Source organism: Arthrobacter sp. NPDC080073, from assembly GCF_040686575.1.
GTDB lineage: Bacteria > Actinomycetota > Actinomycetes > Actinomycetales > Micrococcaceae > Arthrobacter.
Genome location: NZ_JBFBKR010000002.1, coordinates 203144 through 228695 on the forward strand (window position 1 = coordinate 203144; position 25552 = coordinate 228695).

23 protein-coding genes are annotated in these 25552 nt (G+C 64.1%); 13 read left to right on the forward strand and 10 right to left on the reverse strand.

What is annotated here, in order from left to right; translation table 11 throughout:
• The first annotated feature begins 17 nt into the window (after positions 1-17).
• The 3 genes from AB0O52_RS03135 to AB0O52_RS03145 are packed head-to-tail and all read left to right on the forward strand — an operon-like array spanning position 18 to position 3863.
• Positions 18-1106, forward strand: a complete 1089-nt coding sequence (locus AB0O52_RS03135) for an ABC transporter permease (RefSeq protein ID WP_364533191.1) — start codon at positions 18-20, stop codon at positions 1104-1106.
• Position 1107: 1 nt separating this feature from the next.
• On the forward strand, positions 1108-2157 hold the full coding sequence (locus AB0O52_RS03140) for an ABC transporter permease (protein WP_364533194.1): 1050 nt from the start codon (positions 1108-1110) through the stop codon (positions 2155-2157).
• On the forward strand, positions 2154-3863 hold the full coding sequence (locus AB0O52_RS03145) for an ABC transporter ATP-binding protein (protein WP_364533197.1): 1710 nt from the start codon (positions 2154-2156) through the stop codon (positions 3861-3863). The genes AB0O52_RS03140 and AB0O52_RS03145 overlap by 4 nt, the downstream gene beginning before the upstream one ends.
• Positions 3864-3950: 87 nt before the next feature.
• Here the strand turns inward: AB0O52_RS03145 and AB0O52_RS03150 are convergent, their stop codons facing one another.
• Positions 3951-4610 carry an NAD(P)-binding domain-containing protein gene (locus AB0O52_RS03150; RefSeq protein ID WP_364533200.1) on the reverse strand — a complete coding sequence of 220 codons (660 nt, stop codon included), beginning with the start codon at positions 4608-4610 and terminating at the stop codon, positions 3951-3953.
• Positions 4611-4688: 78 nt separating this feature from the next.
• Between AB0O52_RS03150 and AB0O52_RS03155 the strand changes: the two genes are divergently transcribed.
• Complete coding sequence (locus tag AB0O52_RS03155; RefSeq protein ID WP_364533203.1) at positions 4689-5075, forward strand: chorismate mutase; 387 nt, start codon at positions 4689-4691, stop codon at positions 5073-5075.
• A 4-nt stretch (positions 5076-5079) separates the two neighbouring features.
• The gene (locus tag AB0O52_RS03160) at positions 5080-6117 is read left to right on the forward strand and encodes a hypothetical protein (RefSeq protein WP_364533206.1); all 1038 of its coding nucleotides are present in this window, start codon (positions 5080-5082) and stop codon (positions 6115-6117) included.
• A gap of 18 nt (positions 6118-6135) precedes the next feature.
• Here the strand turns inward: AB0O52_RS03160 and AB0O52_RS03165 are convergent, their stop codons facing one another.
• The 6 genes from AB0O52_RS03165 to AB0O52_RS03190 are packed head-to-tail and all read right to left on the reverse strand — an operon-like array spanning position 6136 to position 12540.
• Positions 6136-6870 carry a DUF4166 domain-containing protein gene (locus AB0O52_RS03165; protein ID WP_364533209.1) on the reverse strand — a complete coding sequence of 245 codons (735 nt, stop codon included), beginning with the start codon at positions 6868-6870 and terminating at the stop codon, positions 6136-6138.
• A 53-nt stretch (positions 6871-6923) separates the two neighbouring features.
• On the reverse strand, positions 6924-8216 hold the full coding sequence (locus AB0O52_RS03170; protein WP_364533212.1) for a DUF58 domain-containing protein: 1293 nt from the start codon (positions 8214-8216) through the stop codon (positions 6924-6926).
• A gap of 40 nt (positions 8217-8256) precedes the next feature.
• A complete protein-coding gene (locus tag AB0O52_RS03175) occupies positions 8257-9315 on the reverse strand; it encodes a MoxR family ATPase (protein ID WP_364533215.1) in 1059 nt (352 codons plus the stop codon).
• A gap of 56 nt (positions 9316-9371) precedes the next feature.
• Entirely contained in the window at positions 9372-10562 is a 1191-nt protein-coding gene (locus AB0O52_RS03180) for a DUF4350 domain-containing protein (RefSeq protein WP_364533218.1), read from the reverse strand.
• The gene (locus AB0O52_RS03185) at positions 10559-11245 is read right to left on the reverse strand and encodes a DUF4129 domain-containing protein (RefSeq protein WP_364533221.1); all 687 of its coding nucleotides are present in this window, start codon (positions 11243-11245) and stop codon (positions 10559-10561) included. The genes AB0O52_RS03180 and AB0O52_RS03185 overlap by 4 nt, the downstream gene beginning before the upstream one ends.
• A complete protein-coding gene (locus AB0O52_RS03190; RefSeq protein ID WP_364533224.1) occupies positions 11242-12540 on the reverse strand; it encodes a hypothetical protein in 1299 nt (432 codons plus the stop codon). The genes AB0O52_RS03185 and AB0O52_RS03190 overlap by 4 nt, the downstream gene beginning before the upstream one ends.
• 176 nt (positions 12541-12716) lie before the next feature.
• Here AB0O52_RS03190 and mtrA point away from each other — a divergent pair, with 176 nt between their 5' ends.
• From mtrA to secA, 7 genes are all read left to right on the forward strand, one after another.
• On the forward strand, positions 12717-13391 hold the full coding sequence (gene mtrA / locus AB0O52_RS03195; protein ID WP_059387541.1) for an MtrAB system response regulator MtrA: 675 nt from the start codon (positions 12717-12719) through the stop codon (positions 13389-13391).
• 100 nt (positions 13392-13491) lie between these two features.
• Positions 13492-15351, forward strand: a complete 1860-nt coding sequence (gene mtrB / locus AB0O52_RS03200; protein WP_364533798.1) for an MtrAB system histidine kinase MtrB — start codon at positions 13492-13494, stop codon at positions 15349-15351.
• The gene (locus AB0O52_RS03205; protein ID WP_364533227.1) at positions 15348-17084 is read left to right on the forward strand and encodes an LpqB family beta-propeller domain-containing protein; all 1737 of its coding nucleotides are present in this window, start codon (positions 15348-15350) and stop codon (positions 17082-17084) included. The genes mtrB and AB0O52_RS03205 overlap by 4 nt, the downstream gene beginning before the upstream one ends.
• A 143-nt stretch (positions 17085-17227) precedes the next feature.
• Entirely contained in the window at positions 17228-18139 is a 912-nt protein-coding gene (locus tag AB0O52_RS03210; RefSeq protein ID WP_364533230.1) for a phosphoribosyltransferase family protein, read from the forward strand.
• Positions 18140-18264: 125 nt separating this feature from the next.
• Positions 18265-18990: a ribosome-associated translation inhibitor RaiA gene (raiA, locus tag AB0O52_RS03215; protein ID WP_364533233.1), complete on the forward strand. Its 726-nt coding sequence runs from the start codon at positions 18265-18267 to the stop codon at positions 18988-18990.
• Between the two features lie 32 nt (positions 18991-19022).
• Positions 19023-20264 (forward strand): crosslink repair DNA glycosylase YcaQ family protein, encoded by a 1242-nt coding sequence (locus AB0O52_RS03220; RefSeq protein WP_364533236.1) that lies wholly within the window; start codon positions 19023-19025, stop codon positions 20262-20264.
• A 134-nt stretch (positions 20265-20398) separates the two neighbouring features.
• Positions 20399-23143 carry a preprotein translocase subunit SecA gene (gene secA, locus AB0O52_RS03225; protein WP_364533239.1) on the forward strand — a complete coding sequence of 915 codons (2745 nt, stop codon included), beginning with the start codon at positions 20399-20401 and terminating at the stop codon, positions 23141-23143.
• 24 nt (positions 23144-23167) lie between these two features.
• Here the strand turns inward: secA and AB0O52_RS03230 are convergent, their stop codons facing one another.
• Together AB0O52_RS03230 and AB0O52_RS03235 are read right to left on the reverse strand one after the other, a co-directional pair.
• Positions 23168-23683, reverse strand: coding sequence for an Rv3235 family protein (locus AB0O52_RS03230; protein WP_364533242.1), 516 nt, complete (start codon positions 23681-23683; stop codon positions 23168-23170).
• 73 nt (positions 23684-23756) lie between these two features.
• Positions 23757-24542: a LysM domain-containing protein gene (locus AB0O52_RS03235; protein ID WP_364533245.1), complete on the reverse strand. Its 786-nt coding sequence runs from the start codon at positions 24540-24542 to the stop codon at positions 23757-23759.
• A gap of 163 nt (positions 24543-24705) precedes the next feature.
• On the opposite strand from AB0O52_RS03235, the gene AB0O52_RS03240 reads away from it, so the two are divergent.
• Positions 24706-25278 (forward strand): hypothetical protein, encoded by a 573-nt coding sequence (locus AB0O52_RS03240; protein WP_364533248.1) that lies wholly within the window; start codon positions 24706-24708, stop codon positions 25276-25278.
• A 41-nt stretch (positions 25279-25319) separates the two neighbouring features.
• On the opposite strand, the gene AB0O52_RS03245 is transcribed toward AB0O52_RS03240, so the two are convergent.
• Positions 25320-25535: a helix-turn-helix domain-containing protein gene (locus AB0O52_RS03245; RefSeq protein WP_268021148.1), complete on the reverse strand. Its 216-nt coding sequence runs from the start codon at positions 25533-25535 to the stop codon at positions 25320-25322.
• Positions 25536-25552 lie beyond the last annotated feature (17 nt).

The window sequence follows — 25552 nt, forward strand, 5'->3', positions numbered from 1 at the left end:
ATGGACTTTAGGTAGCAATGACAACACTTATAGAGGTGCCCGACGTCGAACCGGACGCGGTCGCTCCCAAGAGTAAATCAGCGGGCGGGGGTCTCGGCAGGTACATCGTGGTCAGGTTCTTCCTGATCATTCCAACGATCTTCATCCTCGTGACTCTGGTTTTCTTCCTCATGCGGGTCATCGGAGATCCCATCACCGCAGCGCAGGGCGGCCGGCTTCCCCCGGATGTCCTGGCGCAGCGAATCCACGACGCCGGTTACGACCGGCCGATCATCATCCAGTACTTCGAATACCTGGGCCAGTTGGTCACCGGTAACTTCGGCACCACGATCACGGACCGGCGCCCCGTCGTCGAAATGCTGTCGACCTTCGGCGCGGCCACCCTCGAGCTGTCCATCAACGCACTGATCGTGGCTCTCGCGGTCGGGATCCCGCTGGGCATGATCGCCGCGCAACGGCGCGACAAGGCGACAGACGCCTTCCTGCGCTGCTTTGCCATCCTCTGCTATGCCACTCCGGTCTTCTTCTCCGGACTCCTGCTCAAGCTGACGTTCTCGGTGTGGCTAGGATGGCTCCCGGTGGCCGGGCGGGTGTCCACCCGCACTGAGCTGACCATGGGCCAACTGGCTGCTCCCACCGGCATTTATTGGCTCGACGCGCTGCGCAGCGGCAATTTCACCGCTCTCGGCGACGTCGTCTCGCACGCGGTGCTTCCCGCTATTGCCCTGGGTCTCCTGACCGCCGGTGTCTTCCTGCGCCTCGTGCGGACCAACGTCATCGGAACGCTGGGCAAGGATTACGTCGAGGCCGGCCGTTCCCGCGGCGTCAGCGAGTTCCGGCTCGTGACGAAGCACGCCTACAAGCCGGCGCTCATCCCCATCATCACCGTCATGGGCTTGCAAATCGCCCTGATGCTCGGCGGAGCCGTGCTCACCGAGACCACCTTCGAATGGAAGGGACTTGGCTACCAGCTGGTCCAATACCTGAACGCGAGGGACTTCGTGGCGGTCCAGGGCATCGTGGTGCTGCTGGCCGTCATCGTCGCATTTACCAACTTCGTCGTGGACGTCGTCGCCGCGCTGATCGACCCGCGAGTGAGGTACTGACATGAGCACTGCAACAATTTCAGGACGGAAGAAATCCTTCCTGTCCGGACTTCCTGTCATTTCCCACGTCAAGAAGAGCGTTGGCCTCCAGCGGGGCATGCTCATCACCGGGCTTGTGCTGACCGGGATCTTCCTTCTCTCGACGGTGCTCGCGCCGCTCATCGCACCGTACGGCTATTCCCAACTGAGTGACGCTTCCGGATCGTTCCCGACCCAGGAGGCCCCCAGCAGCAAGCACCTGCTCGGGACCACAGTTGGCGGCTATGACGTTCTCTCCCGCGTCCTGTGGGGTTCACAGACCGCCGTGACCGTGATCGTCGTCGCAGTGGTGATGTCCATCTTCCTCGGCGTGGCGCTGGGCCTGCTCAGTGGTTACTTCGGCGGGTGGCTGGACCGGGTGCTTGTAGTCATCGCCGATGCCATTTATGCCTTTCCTTCCCTGCTCCTGGCGATCGTCATGTCGATCGTCATCAGCCGCGGCCAGTCGAGCTTCTGGGGCGGAATCTTCGCCTGCGCCTTCTCGATCACCGTCGTGTTCGTTCCGCAGTATTTCCGGGTGATCCGGGCCGAAACCATCAGGCTCAAGGCAGAGCCGTTCGTGGAGTCGGCCATGGTCCTGGGCGCGTCCAGCGTCCGGATCATCACCCGGCATATCTTCAAGAACGCCACGAGGACGCTTCCGCTGATGTTCACCCTGAACGCCTCCGAGGCGATCCTGACCCTTGCCGGCCTTGGCTTCCTGGGCTTCGGCATTGAACCGTCCTCGGCCGCAGAGTGGGGCTTCGACCTCAACAAGGCCATGGCCGACGCGTCCTCCGGCATTTGGTGGACAGGAGTCTTCCCCGGTATCGCAATCGTCCTCACAGTGCTGGGGCTGACCTTGGTCGGCGAAAGCATCAACGATCTCAACGATCCCCGCCTACGCGGCCGCAAGCGTGCCGGAGGCAAGGCCTCCCGCTCCAAGGCCGCGGCAGGAACCGACGGCACGAACACAAGGGCCACCACCGCTCCCAAACCGGAATCAGGCAGCCCAGAAGCAGGTATGGCATGACCACCAACATCGGCAACATTTCGGACCAGCCGCTGCCATCCGGGCAGCCCGTCCTGGACATCGAACGGCTCAAAGTCACCTTTGCCACCGACAGCGGCGACGTCTACGCGGTCAAGGACGTCAGCCTCGAGGTCAAAGCCGGCGAAGTGCTGGCGATCGTAGGGGAGTCGGGATCCGGCAAGACTGTCACGGCCAAGACCATCCTCGGCCTGCTCCCTGAAACGGCCATCAGCTCGGGAGCCGTTCTGATCAACGGCAACAACGTCATCAGCGTCAGTGCCTCCAAACTGCGCAAGATCCGCGGCCGCGACGTGGCAATGGTCTTCCAGGAACCGTCAACGGCCTTGAATCCGGTGTTCACGGTCGGCTGGCAGATCGCCGAAGGCATCAGGGCCCATGCCTCGGACGGACACCGCATCTCGGCCAAGGAAGCCAAGAAGCGGGCCACCGAAGCCCTGCGGAAAGTGGGGATCCCCGATCCCGAAACCCGCGTCAACTACTATCCCCACCAGCTCTCCGGTGGCCAGAAGCAGCGTGTCGTCATCGCGGCTGCGCTCGCCTTGAACCCGGGGTTGATCGTGGCGGACGAACCGACCACGGCCTTGGACGTCACTGTCCAGGCCGAGATCCTTCAGTTGCTCCGGGACCTGCGCGACAAGTACGGCACCTCGATTGTGCTCATCACGCACAACATGGGTGTCGTGGCCGACCTGGCCGACCGCGTCGTTGTCATGTACCAAGGCGACGTCGTCGAAGAGGCAACCGCCAGGGTCCTGTTCGCCGAGCCCAAGCAGGATTACACCAAGAAGCTGCTGGCCGCCGTGCCGCACCTCGGCCGCAACTCAGCGTCCGAGGGGGCCACCGAACGGTTGCACCAAACTGGGAAGATCCTGGTTGAGGCAAAGAACCTCACCATCGAGTATCCGGGCCGCCTCGGCAAGCCGGGGTTCAAGGCCGTGGACAACGTCAGCTTCACGGTCTCCGAAAACGAGGTCTTTGGCCTGGTCGGCGAGTCCGGTTCCGGCAAGTCCACCATCGGCCGCGCCATCGCAGGCCTCAACAGGGCAACCGGGGGCAGCCTCAAGGTCCTCGGCTACGAAATGCTCGGCTTCAAGGAACACACGTTCAAGCCGCTGCGCAAGGACATCGGCTTTGTCTTCCAGGACCCGGCCGCCTCGTTCAACCCCCATCTGACCATCGGTGAGTGCGTAGCGGAACCGCTGCTGATCCATACCCACCCCAGCCCGGCTCAAGCACGCCTGCGCGTGGCGCAGTTGCTCGAATCGGTGCAGCTGCCGGCGTCGTACGCTGAACGCTTCCCGCACGAGCTCTCCGGCGGGCAGCGCCAACGCGCCTCGCTGGCGCGTTCGCTCGCGCTCAACCCGCGCCTCCTGATCGCCGACGAGCCGACCTCGGCCCTCGACGTTTCCGTCCAGGCAAAGGTCCTGGAGCTGTTCAAGGACATCCAGGAAGAGTTCGGTTTTGCAGCGCTGTTCATCAGCCACGACCTCGCCGTCGTGGACATCCTCTCCCATTGGGTGGGCGTGTTGTACAAGGGCCAGCTCGTGGAGCAGGGGATCGGCAGCCAGATCATGGGCAACCCCCAGCACGACTACACACGCAAGCTCATCGCCTCCTTGCCGGTGCCGGACCCCGAAGAACAGGCCCGACGCCGGGAAGAGAACCGCGCGCTGCTGGGCATTTAGCCCGTCAGCCAAGCCGCGATCTGCAAGAACGGACATGCCCGCCCTTCTCCGCGAAGGGCGGGCATGCGCCACTGTGGATCGGCACGGCTATTCGGACACGATGCTGATGTTGAAGAGTTTGTCCTTTGGCTGGCGCATGAAGATCCGTAGCCACAGCGGCATCCACATTTCAAGGCCGCGGGCGACGTCGAGCCCGCCCAGGTCGTGGACGTGTTCCGGGAGCCAGCCGAATTCCCGCAGGAGCGCGACGACGGTGGCCTTCGCCTCGTCGTCGTTCCCCGCCACGAAGACGTCATGGGCACCATTGGCAAGCCTGAGCGGGTCAACCATCAGCGGCGCCTCCAAGGTGTTCAGGGCCTTGACCACGCGGGCCTCGGGGAAGGAACGCTGGATGGTTTCGGCAATGCTGTCGGTATTGCAGACGGAGAGCGTCGGCGGGAAACCGGCAGAAAAGTCCAGCGGGTTGGACACGTCCACCAGGACCTTGCCGGCCAGGTTCGCTGCCCCGGCTTCACTCAACGCAGCGAGCGAGACCATGCCGGGGGTCGCGTTGACCACGACCTCGGCCATTGCTGCCGCCTGCGCGAAGGAACCGGAGCTTGCTCCCGGACCTGCCTGCGCCGCCCACTCAGTCCCCTTAGGATTGCCTGCCTCCCGGGAACCCATCATGACCTCGTGGCCGACCGCCACCAACTTGCCGGCCAGAGTATGCCCCACCATTCCGGTGCCAAGAACTGCGATTTTCATGCGTGCTCTCCTTATCATCGGCGCGGACATGCCCATTCTGCCCCTCAAGGCCCGGCCGGCACACCCTAGACTGGAGGAATGACCGAGCAGAACCACGCCCTCCCCGACGCCGACTCCTTCGATCCTTCCGCCAGCTCCCTCGCCGGCCGCGTGGACCCGGCCGTCATGGACGAGTTGCTCTCCATCCGCTCCAGCATCGACAACATCGACGCCACCCTCGTCTTCCTCCTCGCGGAACGCTTCAAGGCCACCCAGAAGGTGGGCGTCCTGAAGGCGACCCACAAACTTCCTGCCGGTGACCCGGGACGCGAGTCCGCCCAGATTGCGCGGCTCCGCCGGCTCGCCGAAGAGGCGAACCTCGATCCTGCCTTCGCCGAGAAGTTCCTGAATTTCATCATCAGTGAGGTCATCCGGCACCACGAGGCAATCGCCGAAGGCCACCAGGCTTCCATCGCGCAGGCCTGAGCACGTGGCTGTCGAAACCGCGCAGAACCAGGTCAGCGCCACGGCGTTGGGTCCGTGGCCGGGAACGGATCCTGCTGAGGCAGCCCGGATCATCCGCGGCGAGCTGGGCAGCCCGCACTTGCCGTTCCTGGCCGAACTTCCGGACCGCGGCGTCGGCTCAGATGCCCTCGGCAGGACGGCATCCCTCCTGGTCGAGTTGGCCATCGATGTGCAGCCGCACGGCTGGCGCCTGGTCGACCGTCCGGGGAAAGACCTGCGGCGTGCGAAATCCGCCCTCGCCACGGACATCAACGTCCTGGCCGACGTTGCGGGTTTGGAAGAATCCTCCGCCGGGGCGCTGAAGATCCAGTTGCGGGGCCCCCTGAGCCTCGCGGCGGGACTCTACTTGCATAACGGGGAGCGCGCCCTCCTTGACTACGGCGCCCGCAGGGACATTGCGGAGTCCTTGGCCGCCGGCGTCGCCGGGCACGTGTCCCAGGTCAAGGCGGCCGTGCCGGGCGCGGCGATAGTGGTCCAGCTCGACGAACCGGACATTTCTTCCGTATTGGCCGGCACCATTCCCACGGCGAGCGGCTACCGTACCCTGCGCTCCATCCCGGGCGAGGAGGTCACGGGCGCGTGGCGGTTGGTGATCGACGCGCTGCGGGCCGCAGGAGTGGCGGAAACCGTGGTGTCCGTCCCGGAAATCGAAGCCCCGATCCAGCAGATCCTCTCTTCGGGAGCCGACGGTATCGCCCTTCCACTCAAAGCGCTCACCACGCGCCAATGGGAACAGATTGCCACCGCGGTGGAAGCGGGCAAACGCTTGTGGGCCGGCGCCCTGCCCGTAGAGAACCCACAGGCAACCCTGCCACGCACCGCCGAGCTTGTGGACACCGTCTGGCGGCCGTGGCGCCAACTCGGCCTGCCGGCGTCGAGCCTCGGGGCTGTGCGTGTCACGCCGTCGGACGGGCTGGCCGGATTCTCGCCGTCGGGGGCTAAAGAGGTTCTGAACCGCTTGACCCAGATTGCGGACGGCCTCAACCAGCTCGCGCTCGGCTAGCCCGCCGTCCGGCCCCTTCTAGACGCGGCGTTCCCAGCGGTCCGGCTCGGCATAACGGGGGAGCCCGACGGCGGAGGTGGCGGTCCGCGCAGGCGCGGCACCATCCGTCGCGGGCAGCGACGGCGCCAAACGGTAGTCGAAGGAGCCGGCGTAGACCAGGACCAGTCCAATGTGCGGCTGAAGCACCTTCACCTGGATCCGATGCTTGCCGGCTTCCTCATCCCACCACTGCTCCGCGTAGGCCTTCGCGTCAAGGGAAGCCGGCAAAGCGAGCCTCAGCGGACCCAGGAATAAACGCGAGGCACGCGAGACGCCGCGAAGCCGCCCTTCCGGCGTGACATCCAGATCCAATGCCGTGGCAAGCCTGCGGTACCGGCCCACATAGTCCACCAGGCGGGTGCCGCCGTCGCTGGTAGTCTCCGCGACAGTCGTGTCGTGGAACAACCGGGTTCGCCCGGGAAAGAAAATTTCACGCCGGGCCGTCAGGCTGGACCGTCCGAACGGATCGAGGTGCGCGTGGTTTTCGATGCGGAACGGGACGCTTTCGCCGTACTCGGGGAAGAAGGCCTGTTCCGCTGCAACCGCGGCGAGGAGGGGGCGGAGCCACTTCTGCCGGCAACCAACCACGTCGAAGACGCCCTCGCCGATTCCGTAGGACCCCGAGCCAGGGGCAAGGGAGAAATAGTCCTGGAGCTCAGGCTGCAACTGGCGGAACTTGCTGCCCAACGCCAACTCGTAGATGGGTGTGCTCATGTGCTTTCCTCGGATTCCGGGTTGTTGGTATCTGGACTCGGCGCGTTGCTAGGCTACAAGCGGCCGGCAGCCTTCAGCCGAATGTAGGCGTCCGCCAAGAGCGGCGGCAGTTCCAACGGCTCGGCGTCGACGACCTCCGCGCCAAGCTGGCGCAATTGGGCGCCGACGGCCTCACGGTCCAGCAGGGCACGTTCGGCGGCCGAGGCACGGAAGACCTGGCTCGCCGTCGTGCGTTCTTCCTTCATTCTCCCCAGCAAGGGGTCCCGGACCGATCCAATCAGCACGACGTGCTGCCGCACGAGTTGCGCCACCAAGGGTATGAGCCCTTCTTCGGGGGCGCCGCTGTCGAGCGAGGTCAACAGGACCACGAGGGAACGGTGCGCGGAAACGGCCCGTACCTGGGCCGGGACCTGGGCCCAGTCCATCTCGATGAGCTCCGCCTCAAGCGGAGCCATGGCCTGGACCAAGGAGCCGAGGAGATTGCCTTTTGCCGCTGAATCGACGCGCCCGCGGACGCGCCTGTCGAAGGCGAAGAAGTCCACGCGGTCTCCGCCTCGCTCAGCCAGCACTGCCAGCAGGAGAGCGGCCTCCATCCCGGTGTCCAGGCGGGGCTCGTCGTCGATCCGGGCTGCCGCCGTGCGCGAGGTGTCGAGCATAATCACGACGCGGCGGTCCCGTTCGGGTCGCCAGGTCCGGACGACGACGGCGGTGCGCCGGGCGGTTGCCCGCCAGTCGATGGAGCGCACGTCGTCGCCCCTGACGTAGTCACGGAGGGAATCGAACTCCGTGCCGGCCCCGCGGATCTGCACAGCCGCCTTGCCGTCGAGCTCCCGGAGTTTCCGCAGCTTGGACGGCAGATGCCGCTTGGAATGGAACGGCGGCAGGACGCGAAGACGGCCGGGAAGGGCCACGGTACGTTGCCTGGCAGCCAGGCCAAGCGGGCCGAAGGAACGCAGAGTGACATGCGGTGCCGTCAGGTCGCCGCGCCGTGTCGGCCTCAGCGCTACCGACATTCGCCGCCGCTCACCAGCCGGGATTTCGACGCGCTGGACCGGGGCGACCGTCCCCGCGGAGGGCTGCCAGGCATCACGCACCATTCCGCGGAACGTCCGCCGGTTGCCGTTTTCCAGTGTCAGAACGGATTCCGCTTCGGCGTGCAGGGTGACATTCCCGGGCTCTTTCCGCTGCAGGGCGATCTTGGCCGGCGACGCGGCCAGCAGGAGATCGGACACCACGAGGGCCAGCAGCACGGCGGAGGCGAGGAGGACCGTACTCCAGGCGGGAAACAGCAGCAACGGGGCCAATGCGGCGAAGACCAGAAGCACAAAGCGGCCTGTGATCGCCATTCAGGGCCGCCCGAAGTAGAGAGTCATGAGGCGCGGCCAATCAGCGCGGCACGGGAACAGAAGCCAGGATGCTGCCGAGGACATCATCCACGTGCACACCGTCCATCTGAGCTTCGGGTCGAAGCGCCACACGGTGCCTCAAACACGGCAGGGAGAGTGCTTTGACGTCGTCGGGGGTGACGAAGTTGCGTCCGGACAACCATGCCCAGGCACGCGAGGTGTTCAGCAGCGCCGTGGCGCCACGCGGGGAGACGCCCAGCTGGAACGACGGCGCCGCCCGCGTCGCCCGCACGACGTCCACAATGTAGCCGAGGATTTCGGGGGCCACTGTCACTTCGGCCACCGCGTCGCGGGCATTTTTTAGTTCGGCGGCGCCTGCCACCGGCCTGACTCCCGCAGCCTGCAAATTGCGCGGATCAAAACCCTCCGAGTGCCTGCGGATCACCTCGATCTCTTCGGCACGTCCGGGCAGCGGCATGGAGAGCTTGAGGAGGAAGCGGTCCAGTTGGGCCTCGGGCAGGGGATAGGTGCCCTCGTACTCGACGGGGTTCTGGGTGGCGGCAACAATGAACGGCGACGGCAGGGGCCGCGAGAATCCGTCCACGGATACCTGGCGCTCCTCCATGGCTTCCAGCAGCGAAGCCTGGGTCTTGGGCGGCGTTCGGTTGATTTCGTCCGCCAGCATGATGTTGGTGAACACCGGTCCTTCACGGAAGGTGAATTCCGAGGTGTGCGTGTCGTAGACGAGCGAGCCAGTGACGTCACCCGGCATGAGGTCCGGAGTGAATTGGACGCGCTTCGTATCCAGGCTCAGCGCCGTGGACAAGGCACGCACAAGCAGGGTTTTGGCAACGCCCGGAACCCCCTCAAGCAGTACGTGGCCCCCGCAGAGCAGCGCGATAAGCATGCCGGTCACCGTTGCATCCTGTCCGACGACGGCCTTGCCTACTTCGTGACGGACGTCCAACAAGGCTTTGCGGGCAGGGTCGGACGGGGCAGGTGCCTGCACTGGCTGCCCCTGCGACGACGGTCCTCCGGGGTAGTCATAGTTGCCGTCGCTGAAGCTGTCTGCTCGATTGCCCACTGCTTGATTGTTCATTGGCGGATTGTTCGTTGCTTGATGGCTCAGTGGCGGATTGTTCAGTGGCGGATTGTTCATGGGGCTGTTGCCTCCTGCTCGAGTTTTTCGATGCTTTGTGCCCATTGGACCAGTTCTGATTCGGTGCGCGGCCGGTGGTCCAGCAGCAACATCCGCAGCTCCTGTGCCGGCCGGTTGATCTTTCGGGACACGGCATCGAGGACGGCATTTGCGCCGGACTCGGAGCCGAGCCGGAAGTGCCTGGCAAGCCTCGTCAACGTCCCGGCCCGGAGGTTGTCGGCTGCCTGGTCGACAGCACGGGAATCCTGGTAGAGACGGGCTCGGCCTTCGGCGGTCTCTACAGCTTTGACCACCACTGGCAGCGGCTCGAACACGAGCGGACCAAGCCGCCTGCCCCGCCACAGCACAGCGAGCAACGCGAGCACCGCCGACCACAATCCCAGGAAGCCAACCCACGGTGGCGCCAATTCGTTCAGCGTGGGCGGTCCGTCGTCTTTCGGGACGTCCCCGAGGCCCGGTAGATACCAGACGAGATCCGGCGTTGGCCCTAGGGTCCGGAGGGTCAATGCGGCGTTGCCCTCCACTTGGAGGAGATCGTTGCTGAGCAGGGCTGTGCTGCCGAGAACCACCAGCCGGCCGTCCGCGCTGGCCGCGTACATGCCGCCGTCGTTAGTGCTAGGCCGGTAGCAGGTCACAGCCGCTCCTGTGTAAAGCAATGCGCCCCTTCCTGAGACACGCCCCGCAGCAAGTGGATCAGCCTGCCCGCACCCCGCTTCCAGCGTTGACGTCCCGTTGGGAACCACCCCGGCGTTATGGATCTCGCGGTTCAGCCCGGTCAGGGTTCGGAAGCCGGGGGCCACGACCACGACGCGGGCGGCTGATTGCAGCAAACTGTGCAACTGGGCGGAATCGAGATAGCCATTGCGGTCATACAACAAGACGGTGGCGCGCGGTTTCCCGGCCAGCAGCGAGGTTGTCGTCGCGAGCGAATCGGATTCCGTGACCGTGACTCCGTGCCGCCGAAGGATTTCGGCCGCGGCCATGGCACCATCCGGGGCCGGATTGCGGGCAGAGAGGGGTACCCTCTCCGTGTTCGCGGGCGATTGGGCCACGGTGACAGAGCCCAGGACCGCGACGATGGCCCCGATGATGATCCAGGCCATATGGCGGCGCAACCAACCCCGCAACTGCGCCGACCCGGGGAGCGTGGCTTTGCCGGGGCGGCTTGTCTTCGGGCCGGCTGTCATCGCGGCACCGCGAAACCGTTGGCGGACTGCCCGGCGGAATCAGGTTTCATGGCCGGTAGCCGGGTGTCCAATGCCAGCACGGCAGCATGGTCGGAAGCGGTGGCGGTTGCCTTCCCGTATTTCACGCCATCGAAGATCCTGGCCGCTTCCTCAAGCCGCGAACCGGCCGCGCCGAACGCGCGCCCCAATTGAGCGGCCGCCTCGTCCGCGGTCCGGCCAGCCTGGACATCAATAACTGCCCGGTCCTCCGCAGAGCGAACCACAGCGCGGAACTGTTCGACGACGGCCGTTTCCCAGTCCTCACGGCTTGCCGCCGCAGATGCCCGGGCGCGGAACGCGTCGGCATCAATTGCCGGGTCACCGTCGAAAACCTCCGCAGACGTCTTCTTCCGGGCGTTGAGCCTCGGCCTGACAACTATCACGGCAACCACAATGAGAACGACGGCCAGGGCACCGATCAGCGGCACGCCGATATTTGCTCCGCCGATGGAATCGCCGTTCAAGGAGCGGAGCCAGTCGACGAACTGATTCCAAATCTCAGCCAGCCAACTGGGTTTGGCCGATGCGTATTGCGGCTTGGACAGTTCCTCGACCGCCCACCGCTGGGCCTCGCCGCGATCGGGATCGACGGGAGGCTCAGAGGCGGCGAAAAGAAAGGCGAAGGGCGCCGATGCCGGGATCATCCTCTGGGGAAACCCTGACCGGTGTTCGGCGGCCAGGGTTGCGCGACGGCTTGCCGTGCCCCCCGCCGCCCCGGAACGCCGTCGGGATCTTCTCCCGTCTCCAGAAGCCGCAGGAGCTCCACGTCCAGTCCGTCACGCCGCATCCTCAGGTCCATGTAGATCAGGGCTGCCACAGAGGTTTGGAAGGCGAAGCCGACCGCACTGACGAGAATCCCCACGACCAGCGAAACCACCGCCAGGACAATCGCCGTCGTCGTCACTTGCGAGGCGCCGGCATGGGGTGCGAACACGGAGTTAATTCCACCGGACGCCAAGCCCAGGGGAATCTGGATGATCGAACCGATGATCCCCACCATGAAGGCCACAAGCAGCGTGATTCCGAAGATCCGCCACCAATTCCGGCTCGTCAGCGTCCATGAGCGCCGGAGCCCGGCAAAGACGCCGAGCTCTTCTATCGTGATGGCGGCCGGGGCCACCAACAGCTTCGTGTAGGTCCAGGCGTATACGACGGCGGCGCCGAATCCCAATGGGAGAAGCACTGGCACGCCGAGCGGTCCCAACCCGGTCACGATGAGGACGGCCAGCAAGAACAGGACCAGGAAGAAAAGCAATGATCCAGCAAGGAGGAGGGAGGCAAAGCCTACCAAGGGCCAGAGACGCGAACGGGCCAGGGACCACATTTGCTTGAACCCCGTGGGCCGGTTCAATGCGGACCTGGCGACGGGGATGGCCATGACGCCCTGAAGGATGGCTGCGAGCACCATGGTGAGCAAGGAGACTCCCATAATCCCGACAGTGGCGCCAAAGACCGGGCCAAGATACCGCATCGCCTCGTCTTGGCTAGTGAATCCTCCTACGGGAGGTTGGACCATCCCGAGCATGCCCAGCGCGGCCACTTCGCTCAATGCGCCGGAGATTGCCTGGACAATAAGGGCGGAGCCGAACATGGTTTTGGCGTTCCGGCGGATGGTCTGGAAGGCGCCGTCCATGATCTCACCGAAGAAGAGCGGCCGGAGGGGCACGATTCCGGGTTTCGGGGGAGCGACATAGCGGGGCTGGCCATGGGGCGGCGGACCGCCCGCCGGCCAGCGCGGATCGATCGGCGCGCCCCAGGATTGCCCCGGATACTGCGGCTGCGCGCCCCACTGCGGCTGCGCGCCCCACTGCGGCTGCGCGCCTGGTTGCGGTGCGGCCCACGGCGGCTGCGCGCCCCACTGGGGCTGGCCGCCTGGTTGTTGGGCGCCTGGTTGCTGGGGTTCCCCTTCTGCCTGGCTCCCCGGATCGGGCTGTGACACGTTTTCCTCCCCAAAAGATGCGTCCGCAGCAATGCACGGACCCCGAAAGGGGCCGTGCGCACCAGCCTATAGTTCCGCCGTCGCGCCTCATAGCCCATTTGCTCGCGGGCTGCAGCGCGCCATGCCGTGATCGGGCTCAACGGGACAAAGGCCAAGTGATAAGGGAATATATAACTATGAAGGCACGCATCCTGGTAGTAGACGACGACGAAGCGCTGGCCGAAATGATCGGCATCGTGCTGCGGAACGACGGCTTCGACCCGGTTTTTTGCGCGGACGGCGGGCAAGCGCTGGAGGTCTTCCGTTCCTCCAAACCAGATCTCGTCCTGCTTGACCTGATGTTGCCCGGATCAGATGGCATAGAAGTGTGCCGCCAGATCCGCGGGGAGTCAGACGTCCCCATCGTTATGCTGACCGCCAAATCCGATACGTCCGACGTCGTTCGCGGCCTTGAATCCGGTGCTGACGACTACGTGCCCAAGCCTTTCAAGCCGGCCGAGCTCGTGGCCCGGGTCCGCGCCCGGCTGCGCCCGGGAGACCAGAAGGCGCCCGAGACCCTGCGGATCGCCGACGTCACCATCGACGTGGCGGGCCACTTGGTGACCCGCGGCGGAGAGCGGATTTCGCTGACGCCCCTGGAATTCGACCTCTTGGTCGCGCTGGCACGCAAGCCCTGGCAGGTCTTCACCCGTGAACTGCTCCTTGAGCAGGTCTGGGGCTACCGCCACGCTGCCGACACCCGGTTGGTCAATGTCCATGTCCAGCGCCTGCGGTCCAAGATCGAGCGTGACCCGGAAGCTCCCGAAGTTGTATTGACGGTTCGTGGTGTCGGATATAAAGCAGGCGCCTGAGTCTTCCACCGGCGAACCCGGCACGGACCAAGAGGCCGCGGCCAAGGTCAAACATCCCGTTCCAGGACATCCTGTACCGGAACACACGGACGCCCGGGCACTGAATCTCCCGTGGATCCTGGAGCGCACCCGCATATGGACGCGCCGCGCCCTGATCCTGGCACTGCGTGTCTCCCGCCTTGTGATGACCGGACTTCGCCATATCCGGCCAGGAATCCGCTATTTGTGGCGAGCGCTGCTGCGACGGTGGCGCCGCTCCCTCGAATTCAGGACCGTCGCGGTGACGATCGTGTTGTCGATGGTGTCATTTGCGGTGGTCGGCGCGTACCTCTCAAACCAAATAGCGAACAACCTGTTCCAGGAACGCTTGAAGCAAGCCGAGTCCGAGAGCCGCTACTACGTCAAGCAAGTCCAGGACACCTTCGACGGTTCCCAGGCCAACGACCAATCAAGCGTCATCACCCTCGTCTACGACACGCTCAAAGCGGTGGAGGGCAACGGCTCGGTCATCCAGCGGCGATACGTCTTCGAAGCGATGCCCGAACAAACCAAGCCGCGCAACCGCTGGGTGGAATCGCGCGCTTCGGATCAGTTGACGGTCCGAGTCATTCCTCCGGCACTTCGCAAGGCGGTGCAGGAATCGGGCAAGGACCAGTACTGGGCTTCCACTGAGTTCCCCGTCGGCAACCAGGACCACCCCGGCATCGCCGTCGGCAACAAGGTCACCTTCAACGGCACGGTCTACGAGCTCTACCTGCTCTATGACCTGGATACCGCCCAACAAACCTTGGACGAAATCCAGAATGTGCTGTGGGCGGGCGGCGCCGCGCTCATCCTGATGATCGGCGGTATCGCCTGGTACGTGACCAGGAACGTCGTGAGTCCGGTGAGCCACGCCGCCGTCGTCTCCGAGAAGCTGGCCGCCGGCCAGTTGCAGGAGCGGATGGTGGTCAAGGGCGAGGACGAGGTGGCCAGGCTGGGCGCCTCTTTCAACCACATGGCCGCGAGCCTGCAGGAGCAGATTACGCAGCTGGCCACGTTGTCCCAGATGCAGCAGCGGTTCGTCTCCGACGTGTCCCATGAACTGCGGACACCGCTCACGACCGTTCGAATGGCAGCGGAAGTGTTGTTCGACGCCCGCGATGACTTCGACCCCATCAACAAGCGCTCCGCGGAACTGCTTTACAACCAGGTGGAGCGTTTCCAGTCTTTGCTCTCGGACCTGCTCGAGATCTCACGCTTCGACGCCGGGGCCGCGGTATTGGACTCCGAGCCGACGGACATCTTCCAGGTCGTTGCGCATGTCATCGACGGCGCGTCGCCCGTTGCCGCGGAGTATGGCTCCGAGGTGCGCCTTACCTCGCGCCACAAGCGCATCATCGTGGAGATGGACGCCCGCAGGATCGACCGCATACTGCGGAACCTGCTGCTCAACGCCGTCGAACACGGCGAGGGGAAGCCTGTCCACGTCTCCGTTGCGGCCAACCAGGAGGCAGTCGCGATCTCTGTGCGTGACTTCGGCATCGGGATGACCGCGGCGGAAACCGCGCGGGTGTTTGATCGTTTCTGGCGCGCAGATCCCGCACGCGCGCGGACCACGGGCGGCAGCGGACTGGGACTCTCCATCGCCGCGGAGGACACCAAGCTCCACAACGGTTGGTTGCAGGCTTGGGGGCGCAAGGGATCCGGTTCCAACTTCCGGTTGACGCTGCCTCTCAAGAAGGGAGGCACCATCGTGAAATCACCGTTGCAGCTGGAACCTGCAGATATCCATTTGCCGGGAGCCGCTCCTGAGCGCCAGATGCTTGTTTTGGATGCGGGCGACCCGCCCCTAGAGCAGGATTCCGCTGCGGACCCGGGGCCGGAGAACGGTCCGGCACTGCCTCCTGTACGGCCTCCTTTATTGCCTTCGGCCGGAAACGACGACGCCGACACGGCCCAAGGGGGGACGGCACCTTGAGTTCCCGACGCCCGTACCTGTCCCGGCGCCCGTACCTTTTACGGGCCGTGATCGCCGTTCTTGCTGTCCTCATGGTGGTCCTGAGTTCCTGCGCGCAGATCCCGCGGTCCGGTCCGGTGGGAAAGAGCAAGGACCAAAGCGCGGGCAACCCGAACGCCCCGGTCTTCTTCCCCCCGCCGCCACACGCCGGCGCCACCCCCGAGTCCATCATCGAAGACTTCTACGGTGCAGGCAGCGGTTATGAAGGGGACTACGCCGTAGCCCGGCAGTACCTCACGCAAGCGCTGTCCGTCAGCTGGAAGTCCGACAAACGCACGCTCGTTTTCAGGAAGGCGACCGTCGTGAAGACCGGTGTGGAAAACGAGTTCAAGTACCAGTTGGACCTTGCCTACGCGGTCGACGCCGACGGCGTTGCCACGCAGTTCCCGGAAGGAACCACCGAGACAATTCCAGTGACCCTGGAACAGGTCGACGGCGAATGGCGGATCTCGGCGGTCCCGGACGGCACCGCGATCCCGGAAGAGACGTTCAAGGTCATCTACGCGGCTCAGCCCATCTATTTCTACGACCCGACGTTCACGTATGCGGTTCCGGACGTCCGGTGGTTCATCAAGAAGAACACTGTCAAGGCGATGACCAGCGCCTTGCTCGACGGTCCTGCGCCCTACCTCCAAGGTGCGGTCGTCAGTGCTTTTCCTTCGGGCATGAAGCTGGCCCGGGAGTCGGTGCCGGTAGTGTCGGGAGCAGCCCAAGTGGACCTTTCGGCGAAGGAACTCGTGGGCGCGTCGGCAGAGGACCGGCAGAGAATGCAAAACCAACTGACCCTGACCTTCCGTAGCCAGCCGGATGTGGTGAACGTTCAGTTGCGGGCTGACCAGGATCTCGTCCGGGTGGAGGACAATGGCTCGGTCCTGCCGCCGGTGCTTGAGAAGAATGCTCCTGCGCGCCAAATCGCCGTCAACAACGGCGAACTCGTGCGCTACGAAAACAACAGGGTCTCGGCCCTTCCGGACATGCAGTCGGTGGCCGCACTGAACCCGAACGCTCCTGCCGAGTCGCCGACATCCCAGGCCGTGGCTTTCCTCAACGGTGCCGGAACCACCCTGTATTCGATGATTCCCGGCCAGCCAGCCCGCCAACTGACAACCAGGAGCACCCTGAGCCATCCCTCCTTCAGCCCGCAGGACTGGGTCTGGACGGCAGGTCCGGGAGCCAACGGTGCCGCCGAGGTCGTGGCGTTCAAACCGTCCAACGTTCCTTCAGGCCAGCCCGTCCCCACGGTGACGATTACGCCGGCATGGTTGGCAGGGCGCGTGGTGAGGGACTTCCGGATATCCCGTGAAGGGACGCGCGCACTGGTCATCTCGGAAGTGAACGGCAAGTCATCGGTGCAGGTGACCGGTATTGTCCGCAATTCCGACGGCACCCCCAAGGATCTGACCGCACCCATAACCTTGTTCGCTTCCGCTCCGGTTGATCAAGGGGTTTGGGTTAATTCCACGACCGTCGCGGTGATGAAAGCCTCGTCAACCGAGAACGTGGTTCCCGAACTGTTGTCCCTGACATCGAGCCAGCCGCAGCTGTTGCCGGCATGGCCGAACCTGACGACTATCAGCGCCGGCAACGGACCCGAGCAGATTTTCGGGCAGTCGGGCGCCGGCGTGTTCCAACGAGTGGGCAACGGCTGGGAACTACAACTCAAGGGCCCGGTGGACCCTTCCTTCCCGGGCTAGTCCCCACCGCCTCCCTAACCTCGCTTCGCTCGGCCAGGGAACCCTGGCGGCGTGGGCCCAAGTTCCGACAACGTCGCCACTTGTTCTCCACATAGCGCGGTTGAGGAGTGTTGGCCGCAGGCGGGGAGCCGGATGCTTGGGGCATGCGTACTGACAGCCGTTGCCGGGTGCGTGACCCTGACCTCACCGTCGTCAGGGATGACGGCGCGCGCCATCGGGGAGTCCATCCTGCCCGGTTGGCGAGGCTGGCGCAGGGGGTTGGCGAGGCCTTCGTCGAGTTGCTGGCCGTTCTGGCCCCGGTGGAATGTGTGTGCTGTGGTTCCGAGGATGCGGCGCTCTGCGGCGCCTGTGCACGGCAGTTGCGCCGTCTGTGCGCCCATCCGTTCCGGGCTGAAGGACAGGCGCCGGCCTTGATCACGGTGGACGGGACCGTGATCCTGCCCGTGGTCGCGGGCGGACACTACCGGGACGAACTGGCCCAGGCCCTCCTTTCCTTCAAGCACCTGGGCCAGGGGCGGCTGGCCTCGGTGCTCGCGCCTGCACTGGGCAAGGCCATCCGGGCCGCCGTCGGAGACGGGGTAGGCATCTGTCTTGTCCCGGTTCCCAGCAGCAACACGGCCTACCGGCGCCGCGGATTCAGTCCGGTCCATCTCCTGCTGGGCCGCCTGCAGCGCATGGACGCATTGCCGGGTCTGCACATGAGGGATGCGTTGAAGAAAGCGCCCGGACGGGGAAACGGGCAAAAGGGCCTGGGCCGCGGAGAGCGCGCACGCCGTGTCCGCGGCTCCATGACCGTTCGACTGTTCCGCAAAGGTTCCTTGGAAGGCAGGGCATGCGTCATCGTCGACGACGTCCTCACCACGGGCGCCACCCTCGCCGAAGCCGCCCGGGCAGTCTCGGCGGCAGGAGGGGTGGTGTGTGGCGCGGTGGTCCTCGCAGCCACCCGGCCGCCGGCCGGTAGCGAGTCGCCGGCGAACGGTCCGGACGCGCAGCCCGCACCGACTCAAACAAAAAATAAGTTACGAAAGGATGAATTACCAGTGGCGATGAACTAACGTCGGTTATGGGTACCAAGAACAGATGTACCTGTCGATAGCGGCTCGGAAAGGGGCTCGACTGTCCGTCAGATCAGCCCCGAGAAGCGCCCTTATCGTGTCACCTGAGTTGTTTGGAGGGCACCATGGAGTTCATGATCAGCGGCCGTAATCTGACCGTTTCAGATCGCTTCCGCGAGTATGCCGGCGAGAAGATTTCAAAGATTGAATCGCTTGGGGACAAGGTCCAGAGGGTTGACGCGAAGGTTTCCAAGGAAACCAACCCGCGCCAGACACCGGGCCAGCTCACGGTGGAAGTGACAGTCCTGGGCCGAGGCCCTGTGATCCGGGCCGAAGCAAGCGCCGCTGACAAATTTGCCGCCTTTGATCTCGCCTATAGCAAGCTACTGGAAAGACTCCGCAGGGCCAAGGACCGCAAGAAGGTCCACCACGGCCGCCACACCCCCAAAGCCGTCCGTGAGGCTACTGCGACGCTTGAGCCAGCCAGCGCGAGCGAACCCATTTACGTAGAGGCCAGCAACCACCAGGAGCCAGCGACGCCATCGGCGGAGACCTCGCCCTACGATGTCGACAACGACATTCCGGCCGGTGATTCCCCGGTTCTGATTCGTCGCAAGGTTTTCCCCGCCGCTTCGCTCACCCTTGATGACGCGGTGGACAACATGGAATTGGTGGGCCACAATTTCTACCTGTTCGTGGACAAGGAAACCAACACGCCGTCGGTCGTCTACCGCCGCCGTGGCTGGACATATGGAGTAATCACTCTGGACTCCACATGCGAACCAGGAGATGAACCCGTGGAGGAAAAGATCCACGCTTACCGTTCGAAGGACCAGGCCGCCACAGCCTAGGCCGCATTCGTATTTCCCATGAAAGGACTGGCATGGCCGCTTCGCTGAGCCTGTTGCAGGCACGGCGGATTGCATTGGCAGCCCAAGGACTGGACAAGGAACGGCCCACCGGCCCCGTGACTTCACGGACGGTGGGCCGCACCTTTGCCCGCCTCCAGGTGGTGCAGATCGACTCCGTCAACGTCCTCACACGCAGTCACTACCTTCCTTTCTTCTCACGGCTTGGCAACTACGACCGAAGCATCCTCCATGCGATGGCCGGGCGAAGTCCGCGGCGCATGATGGAATACTGGGCGCACGAGGCGAGCTTCATCCGCCCGGAACACTTCCAGGATCTGCTGCTTTGGCAGAACCGTGCGTGGGTAGGCGCGGCCCACTTGGAACGCGGAATCCGGGAGGACATGGCCAAGCGGATCCTTGACTCGCTCGCAACCGGGCGCCCCATGACTGCCGCTCAGTTGACCGCACACCTGGGGCACCAGGAAGACCGGCAGCACGATAACTGGGGCTGGAACTGGAACCTGGTCAAAAGGGTTTTGGAGCACTTGTTTGAAGAAGGGCTAGTGACGGCGGCCTCGAGGACAGAGCAGTTCGAGCGCCGGTACACGCTGACATCGCGGGTTCTGCCGCCCGGAACGGCTGCCGTCATCGCTCGCTCGGGAGCGCTCCCGGACGGTGGCTCCGACATGGCGACCGCGGCCATGGACCGGCTGATCGACGCCGCAGCCCAGGCCCATGGGATTGGAACCATCCGCTGCTTCGCCGATTACTTCCGGACCCCGGCGAAGGCCGCCGCAGCCTCGGTCGACAGGCTCGTTGCCGCCGGGCGCCTGGAGCCGGTCACGGTGCGTGGCTGGGACCGGGCTGTGTACCGGCATGTGGACGCCCGGCTTCCCCGGACCGCCATGGGCCGCGCGCTGCTCAGCCCCTTTGATTCACTGATCTTTGAGCGTAGAAGGCTTGAGGAGTTGTTCGGCTTCCACTACCGGATCGAAATCTACACACCAGCGCAGAAGCGAAAGTTCGGCTATTACGTGCTGCCGTTCCTCCTCCGGGACGCCGTGGTCGCGCGCGTGGACCTTAAGGCCGACCGTTCGGCCAAGCAGCTTCTGGTGCGTGCCGCCCATGCCGAGCCGGACGCCCCTGCGGACACCGCCGTCGAGCTTTCCGCAGAGCTGCGGCTCATGGCAGAGTGGCTGGGGCTCGACGACGTCGTCGTGTCACCGATGGGCGATCTCTCGCCGGCGCTTGCCTCGGCAGTGGCCCGCGGCTGAGATCCGGAAGTCTCCTGTGGCGGCATGCGGGCGCCTGCGCTCCGCTCTTAGGGAAACGAGGCCGCGCAGCGTTGGTCTCTCCCGTAGACTGAAACCGCCAGAATTCGGCAGCTTGAGACTGGGAGCAACTTTACGTGGCATCACTTATCGAAAAACTTCTCCGCACGGGTGACAAAAAAACCCTGAGGCAACTGCGGACCTATGCCGATTCCATCAACGCCCTCGAAGACTCCTTCAAGACCTTCTCCGACGCCGAATTGCGCGAGGAGACGGACAGGCTGCGCGCCCGTCACGAGGACGGCGAGAAGCTGGACGATCTTTTGCCCGAGGCTTTCGCAGCCGTGCGTGAAGCCTCCTCCCGCACCCTGGGGATGCGCCACTTCGATGTCCAGCTCATGGGCGGGGCCGCTCTTCACCTCGGCAATATCGCCGAAATGAAGACCGGTGAAGGAAAGACCCTGGTGGCCACCGCTCCGGCCTTCCTCAATGCCCTGACCGGCAAGGGCGTGCACGTCGTTACAGTCAACGACTACCTCGCCGAATACCAGTCCGAACTGATGGGCCGTGTCTACCGCTTCCTTGGCCTCAGCAGCGGTTGCATCCTGTCCAACCAGGATCCCGAAGTGCGCCGCCAGATGTACGCGGCAGACATCACCTATGGCACCAACAACGAATTCGGCTTCGACTACTTGCGCGACAACATGGCGTGGGACAAATCCGAGCTTGTGCAGCGCGGCCACAATTACGCCATCGTCGACGAAGTGGACTCCATCCTCATCGACGAAGCCCGTACCCCGCTCATTATTTCCGGTCCGGCCCAGGGCGACACCAACCGCTGGTACAGCGAATTCGCCAAGGTGGTGCAGCGTCTCCAGCCTGAAATCGACTACGAGGTCGACGAAAAGAAGCGCACTGTCGGTGTTCTCGAAGCCGGTATCGAGAAGGTCGAGGACTACCTCGGCATCCAGAACCTCTACGAATCCGCCAACACCCCGCTCATCGGCTTCCTGAACAACGCCATCAAGGCCAAAGAGCTCTTCAAGCGGGACAAGGATTACGTCATCCTGGACGGCGAAGTCCTCATTGTTGACGAACACACCGGCCGTATCCTGGCCGGACGGCGTTACAACGAAGGCATGCACCAGGCGATCGAGGCCAAGGAAAACGTCGAGATCAAGGCTGAGAACCAGACCCTCGCCACCGTGACCCTGCAGAACTACTTCCGCATGTACTCCAAGCTCTCGGGCATGACAGGTACCGCTGAAACGGAAGCCGCAGAGTTCATGAGCACGTACAAGCTTGGCGTGGTGCCCATTCCCACCAACCGGGACATGCAGCGCATCGACCAGCCGGACCTCGTGTACAAGAACGAAATCGTGAAGTTCGAAGCCGTCGTGAAGGACATCGCGGAACGGCACGAAAAGGGCCAGCCCGTGCTCGTGGGCACCACCAGCGTGGAGAAGAGCGAATATCTTGCCAAGCTGCTGGCCAAGGAAGGCATCCGGCACGAGGTCCTGAACGCGAAGAACCACGCGCGCGAAGCAGCCATTGTCGCGCAGGCGGGACGCAAGGGCGCCGTCACGGTCGCTACCAACATGGCCGGCCGTGGTACTGACATCATGCTGGGCGGCAACGCCGAATTCACGGCCATCGCCGAATTGGCAAAGCGGGGCCTGGACCCTGAAGAAAACTCCGAGGAGTACGAGGCCGCGTGGCCGGAAGCACTCGAAGCAGCCAAGCAGGCGGTCAAGGACGAGCATGAGGAAGTGCTCGAACTTGGCGGGCTGTATGTCCTCGGCACCGAACGCCACGAATCCCGTCGCATCGACAACCAGCTCCGTGGCCGCTCGGGCCGCCAGGGTGACCCGGGGGAGTCCCGCTTCTACCTCTCCCTGACCGATGACCTCATGAGGCTCTTCAACTCCGGTGCCGCCGAGCGCCTTATGAACAGCTCGGTGCCGGACGACGTTGCCCTCGAGTCCAAGCTCGTGTCCCGCGCAATTGCTTCGGCCCAGGGCCAGGTTGAAGGGCGGAACGCTGAGCAGCGCAAGAACGTCCTCAAGTACGACGACGTCCTGAACCGCCAACGTGAAGCCATCTACGGTGACCGTCGCAGGATCCTGGAAGGCGACGATCTGCACGAAAAGGTCCAGTTCTTCCTCGAAGACACCATCAACGCCCTGATCGATGCCGCGACAGCGGACGGAACCGGCGATGATTGGGACTTCCACCAGCTGTGGACCAACCTCAAGACGCTGTACCCGGTAACTGTTACGGCCCAAGAGATCATTGACGAAGCCGGCGGCAAGGCGCGCGTGTCCGTTGAATTCCTCAAACGCGAGATCCTTTCTGACGCGCAGCTCGTTTACAAGGAGCGGGAAGAAGCCATTGGCGCCGAGAACATGCGCGAGCTTGAGCGCCGGGTTGTGCTCTCGGTTCTTGGACGCAAGTGGCAGGAACACCTCTATGAGATGGACTACCTCAAGGAGGGCATCGGCCTGCGTGCCATGGCCCAAAGGGATCCCCTGGTCGAGTACCAGCGTGAAGGATTCACGATGTTCCAGAGCATGATGGAGGCCATCCGCGAGGAGAGCGTTGGTTTCCTCTACAACCTGGAAGTGGAAGTAACGCCCGCTGAAGACGTGGTGGTGGTGGATGGCAGCCCTGAAGGCGGTCACGTGGAACATCACGATCCACAGATCCGCGCGGCCGGCCTCGAAGCCCCGGAAAAGCCTGTTCAGCTGCAGTACACGGCACCTGGTGAAGACGGCGCGAGCCAGACCCGGGTCGAAGGGCGGGCATCGGGACGCTCAGGCAATCCCGCCAAGGCTGCCGCCGACAACAAGCAGCGTGGATCCAACAAGAAGAAGCGCCGCTGACACTGCGATTGATGAACTCCGCAGTCAGCCGATTTCGAGGGCGGTAACCTTCCACGCACCGTTGCTCCCTTCAAGCCTCATGGCTACCGCGCGGGAGCGCAGTTCTTCCGAGACAACCAAGCTTGCCTCGTACACTCCGTCGTTCACCGCGCAGACACGCACGGAGCGGACCATCGGACTTCGGTGAAGGCGGGACTGCCCGCCCTGGGCATTTGCAGCATGGGCCCGCGTCAGTGCGGCCCGGTGTTGCAGCGCGTTGAGGCATCCGGGGTCCAGCGTCCGTGAGAGCTGTTGCGCGGGCCGGGTCCCGGCAAGGACTTCGATCGCGGCTTGGGCGATGCTTCGGGCCAATGCGCGGATTTCCCGGTCGAGGCTGAGGATTTGGGCCGCTTTGCGGGGAGAAGACGGCCCCGTGCCTGACGGGCCGTCCATTCCCGCTTTGGCGCGAGGCACAGCCGCGATTGAGCGGGAGGCAAAAGGTGGCGAAGTCGCCTGGAGGACTGCATTGGGCAAGCTGTGGCCGGCTGGTGATGCGCTCATGGAGTTCCTCCGTTACGGATCTGCGGTTGGCGGCGGGTGGTGGTTCGGTTGGTGGCGGTCCGGCTGGGGGAAGCTACCTAGGCGGTGGTTGCAGGATCTGACCCGGGACAAGGAAACCCGGGTCGTCTCCGATGACATGCCGGTTTGCGGTGTACCACTTCGGCCAGTGAAGGGCAATGTCGACGTCGCTGGCCATGGGGCCGAGCTGCCGGGCGGCAATCGACCACAGTGAATCGCCTCGCCTCACCACCACTTCGCCCTGATTCGGCGAGGCAGACTGTTCCGGGACCCGCTGTGGCCCGGCTCCCAGAAGCCCCGGCTCGGCGACAGGTGCGCGGGGTTGCCACTGGGGGTCGATCTCTGATGGGCCGGACTCAAGCGAGGGCACAACGGGGAGATGGGGAGAAGGACCCGAGGCGGGTGTCCATTGGGCGGAGATGCCGCTGGACGGTGCTGAGCCGTTTGCCGGGCTCCACGCTGGTTCAAGCTGTGTCTGTGAGGCATTCGCCAGGGGAATTCCCGCCAGATTCACGCCCAGAATTACAACCGCCAGTCTGCGCATGAAGGCAGGGCTGAGCTTGCCGGTGGCGCTCGCGCAGCGCTCCTTTCCCGATTGCTCGAGGAGCGCGGCGGCGATTGCCAGAAGGAACGTGGCGATCCACCAGACCCCGATCCCCAAGCCGGCGCCAGTTGCGACAAATCCCAGGAGGTCTTCAAACGTAGGTGCCTGGAGTCGTCCTGCTGCGGAGTGCCATCGGTCAACCAGGATCAGTCCGGTGACGGCGAGCAAAAGAGCGAGCACCAGGATGGTCGCCGCCATCGCAACATCGTTCCGAATGAGCCTGTTCGTCTGTTCCACGGGTTCCTCCTACCCAGTTGATGGCATTTAATGCTATTTGATGATTTTTGATGTTGTTTATTGACGATTGACTAATTTTGGTCACAACGAAGGTTATTTGTCTAGAGTTGGTTGTCGATGCAGAAAGATTGACCATCGAGGAGTACCCGTTTACGCTGACGCAATGCGTTGGGATGCCCTGTTTGGTGACATGGAGGCACAACTGGCCTCCGAACGATTGCTGGGCCTTGAGTCCGAAATTTCAGAGCGGGCCCGCGTGGAGATGGCCGGAATCGACGTCTCCGACAGGCTGCGTGGAGCAATCGGCCACAAGATCGACCTGACGCTGCGGTCAGGGACGCAGTTGTCCGGGACGCTTAGTCATGTCGGTAGCGAATCGTTGGTCTTGGACGAAGGTCGCCACCAATGGCTGGTGCCCGTCATGTCGGCATTGAGCTATCAAGGTCTTGGCCGGCAGGCGCAGGCAGGCCAATCGACTGCCTCACAGCGGCTGGGCCTGGCCAGCGCACTCCGAATGCTCGCCCGCGACCGGGCGGAACTGGCTGTTCACCTGCTTGAGTCGGCGCGGGAGGAGCGGATGATGCGGGGCGTCATTGATCGCGTGGGCAAGGACCACTTTGATCTCGCTGTCATGTTGCCAGGTGAAGTCCGCCGGTCCGGAAACATCGTGTCTGTCGCGACTATTCCGTTCCGGGCTCTGGCCGCGTTGCGTTCATTGCGCGGCGAAGACTTGTAGCCCGGGCCGGCATCCCCGCCCGGGTTGGGGCTGGAGGGACATCAGGAGGACTTGGATTTGGCCTCTTGGATCATCCTGCTCGCCTCGGCATAGCGTTCCTCGATGTACTGCTCCAGCATCTTCTCTTCGACGCGCCACTGGCCCCTGCCACCGACTTGGATGGCCTTGAGCTCTCCGCTTCGCACCAAGGCGTATGCCTGCGGCGAATTGATCTGAAGCTGTTCGGCGACATCGGCGAGGGTGAGGAATCGGGGCATGCATCCATTTTGCCACT

Excerpts from the sequence above, each read along its gene's own strand:
- AB0O52_RS03165 (WP_364533209.1), bottom strand. The coding sequence starts at position 6,870 with ATGAGCACACCCATCTACGAGTTGGCGTTGGGCAGCAAGTTCCGCCAG.
- raiA (WP_364533233.1), top strand. The coding sequence starts at position 18,265 with ATGGAGTTCATGATCAGCGGCCGTAATCTGACCGTTTCAGATCGCTTC.
- AB0O52_RS03145 (WP_364533197.1), top strand. The coding sequence starts at position 2,154 with ATGACCACCAACATCGGCAACATTTCGGACCAGCCGCTGCCATCCGGG.
- AB0O52_RS03240 (WP_364533248.1), top strand. The coding sequence starts at position 24,706 with ATGCGTTGGGATGCCCTGTTTGGTGACATGGAGGCACAACTGGCCTCC.
- AB0O52_RS03155 (WP_364533203.1), top strand. The coding sequence starts at position 4,689 with ATGACCGAGCAGAACCACGCCCTCCCCGACGCCGACTCCTTCGATCCT.
- AB0O52_RS03220 (WP_364533236.1), top strand. The coding sequence starts at position 19,023 with ATGGCCGCTTCGCTGAGCCTGTTGCAGGCACGGCGGATTGCATTGGCA.
- AB0O52_RS03185 (WP_364533221.1), bottom strand. The coding sequence starts at position 11,245 with ATGATCCCGGCATCGGCGCCCTTCGCCTTTCTTTTCGCCGCCTCTGAG.
- AB0O52_RS03150 (WP_364533200.1), bottom strand. The coding sequence starts at position 4,610 with ATGAAAATCGCAGTTCTTGGCACCGGAATGGTGGGGCATACTCTGGCC.
- mtrA (WP_059387541.1), top strand. The coding sequence starts at position 12,717 with ATGAAGGCACGCATCCTGGTAGTAGACGACGACGAAGCGCTGGCCGAA.
- AB0O52_RS03245 (WP_268021148.1), bottom strand. The coding sequence starts at position 25,535 with ATGCCCCGATTCCTCACCCTCGCCGATGTCGCCGAACAGCTTCAGATC.
- AB0O52_RS03180 (WP_364533218.1), bottom strand. The coding sequence starts at position 10,562 with ATGACAGCCGGCCCGAAGACAAGCCGCCCCGGCAAAGCCACGCTCCCC.
- AB0O52_RS03230 (WP_364533242.1), bottom strand. The coding sequence starts at position 23,683 with ATGAGCGCATCACCAGCCGGCCACAGCTTGCCCAATGCAGTCCTCCAG.
- AB0O52_RS03210 (WP_364533230.1), top strand. The coding sequence starts at position 17,228 with ATGCGTACTGACAGCCGTTGCCGGGTGCGTGACCCTGACCTCACCGTC.
- AB0O52_RS03135 (WP_364533191.1), top strand. The coding sequence starts at position 18 with ATGACAACACTTATAGAGGTGCCCGACGTCGAACCGGACGCGGTCGCT.
- AB0O52_RS03170 (WP_364533212.1), bottom strand. The coding sequence starts at position 8,216 with ATGGCGATCACAGGCCGCTTTGTGCTTCTGGTCTTCGCCGCATTGGCC.
- AB0O52_RS03140 (WP_364533194.1), top strand. The coding sequence starts at position 1,108 with ATGAGCACTGCAACAATTTCAGGACGGAAGAAATCCTTCCTGTCCGGA.
- AB0O52_RS03175 (WP_364533215.1), bottom strand. The coding sequence starts at position 9,315 with ATGAACAATCAAGCAGTGGGCAATCGAGCAGACAGCTTCAGCGACGGC.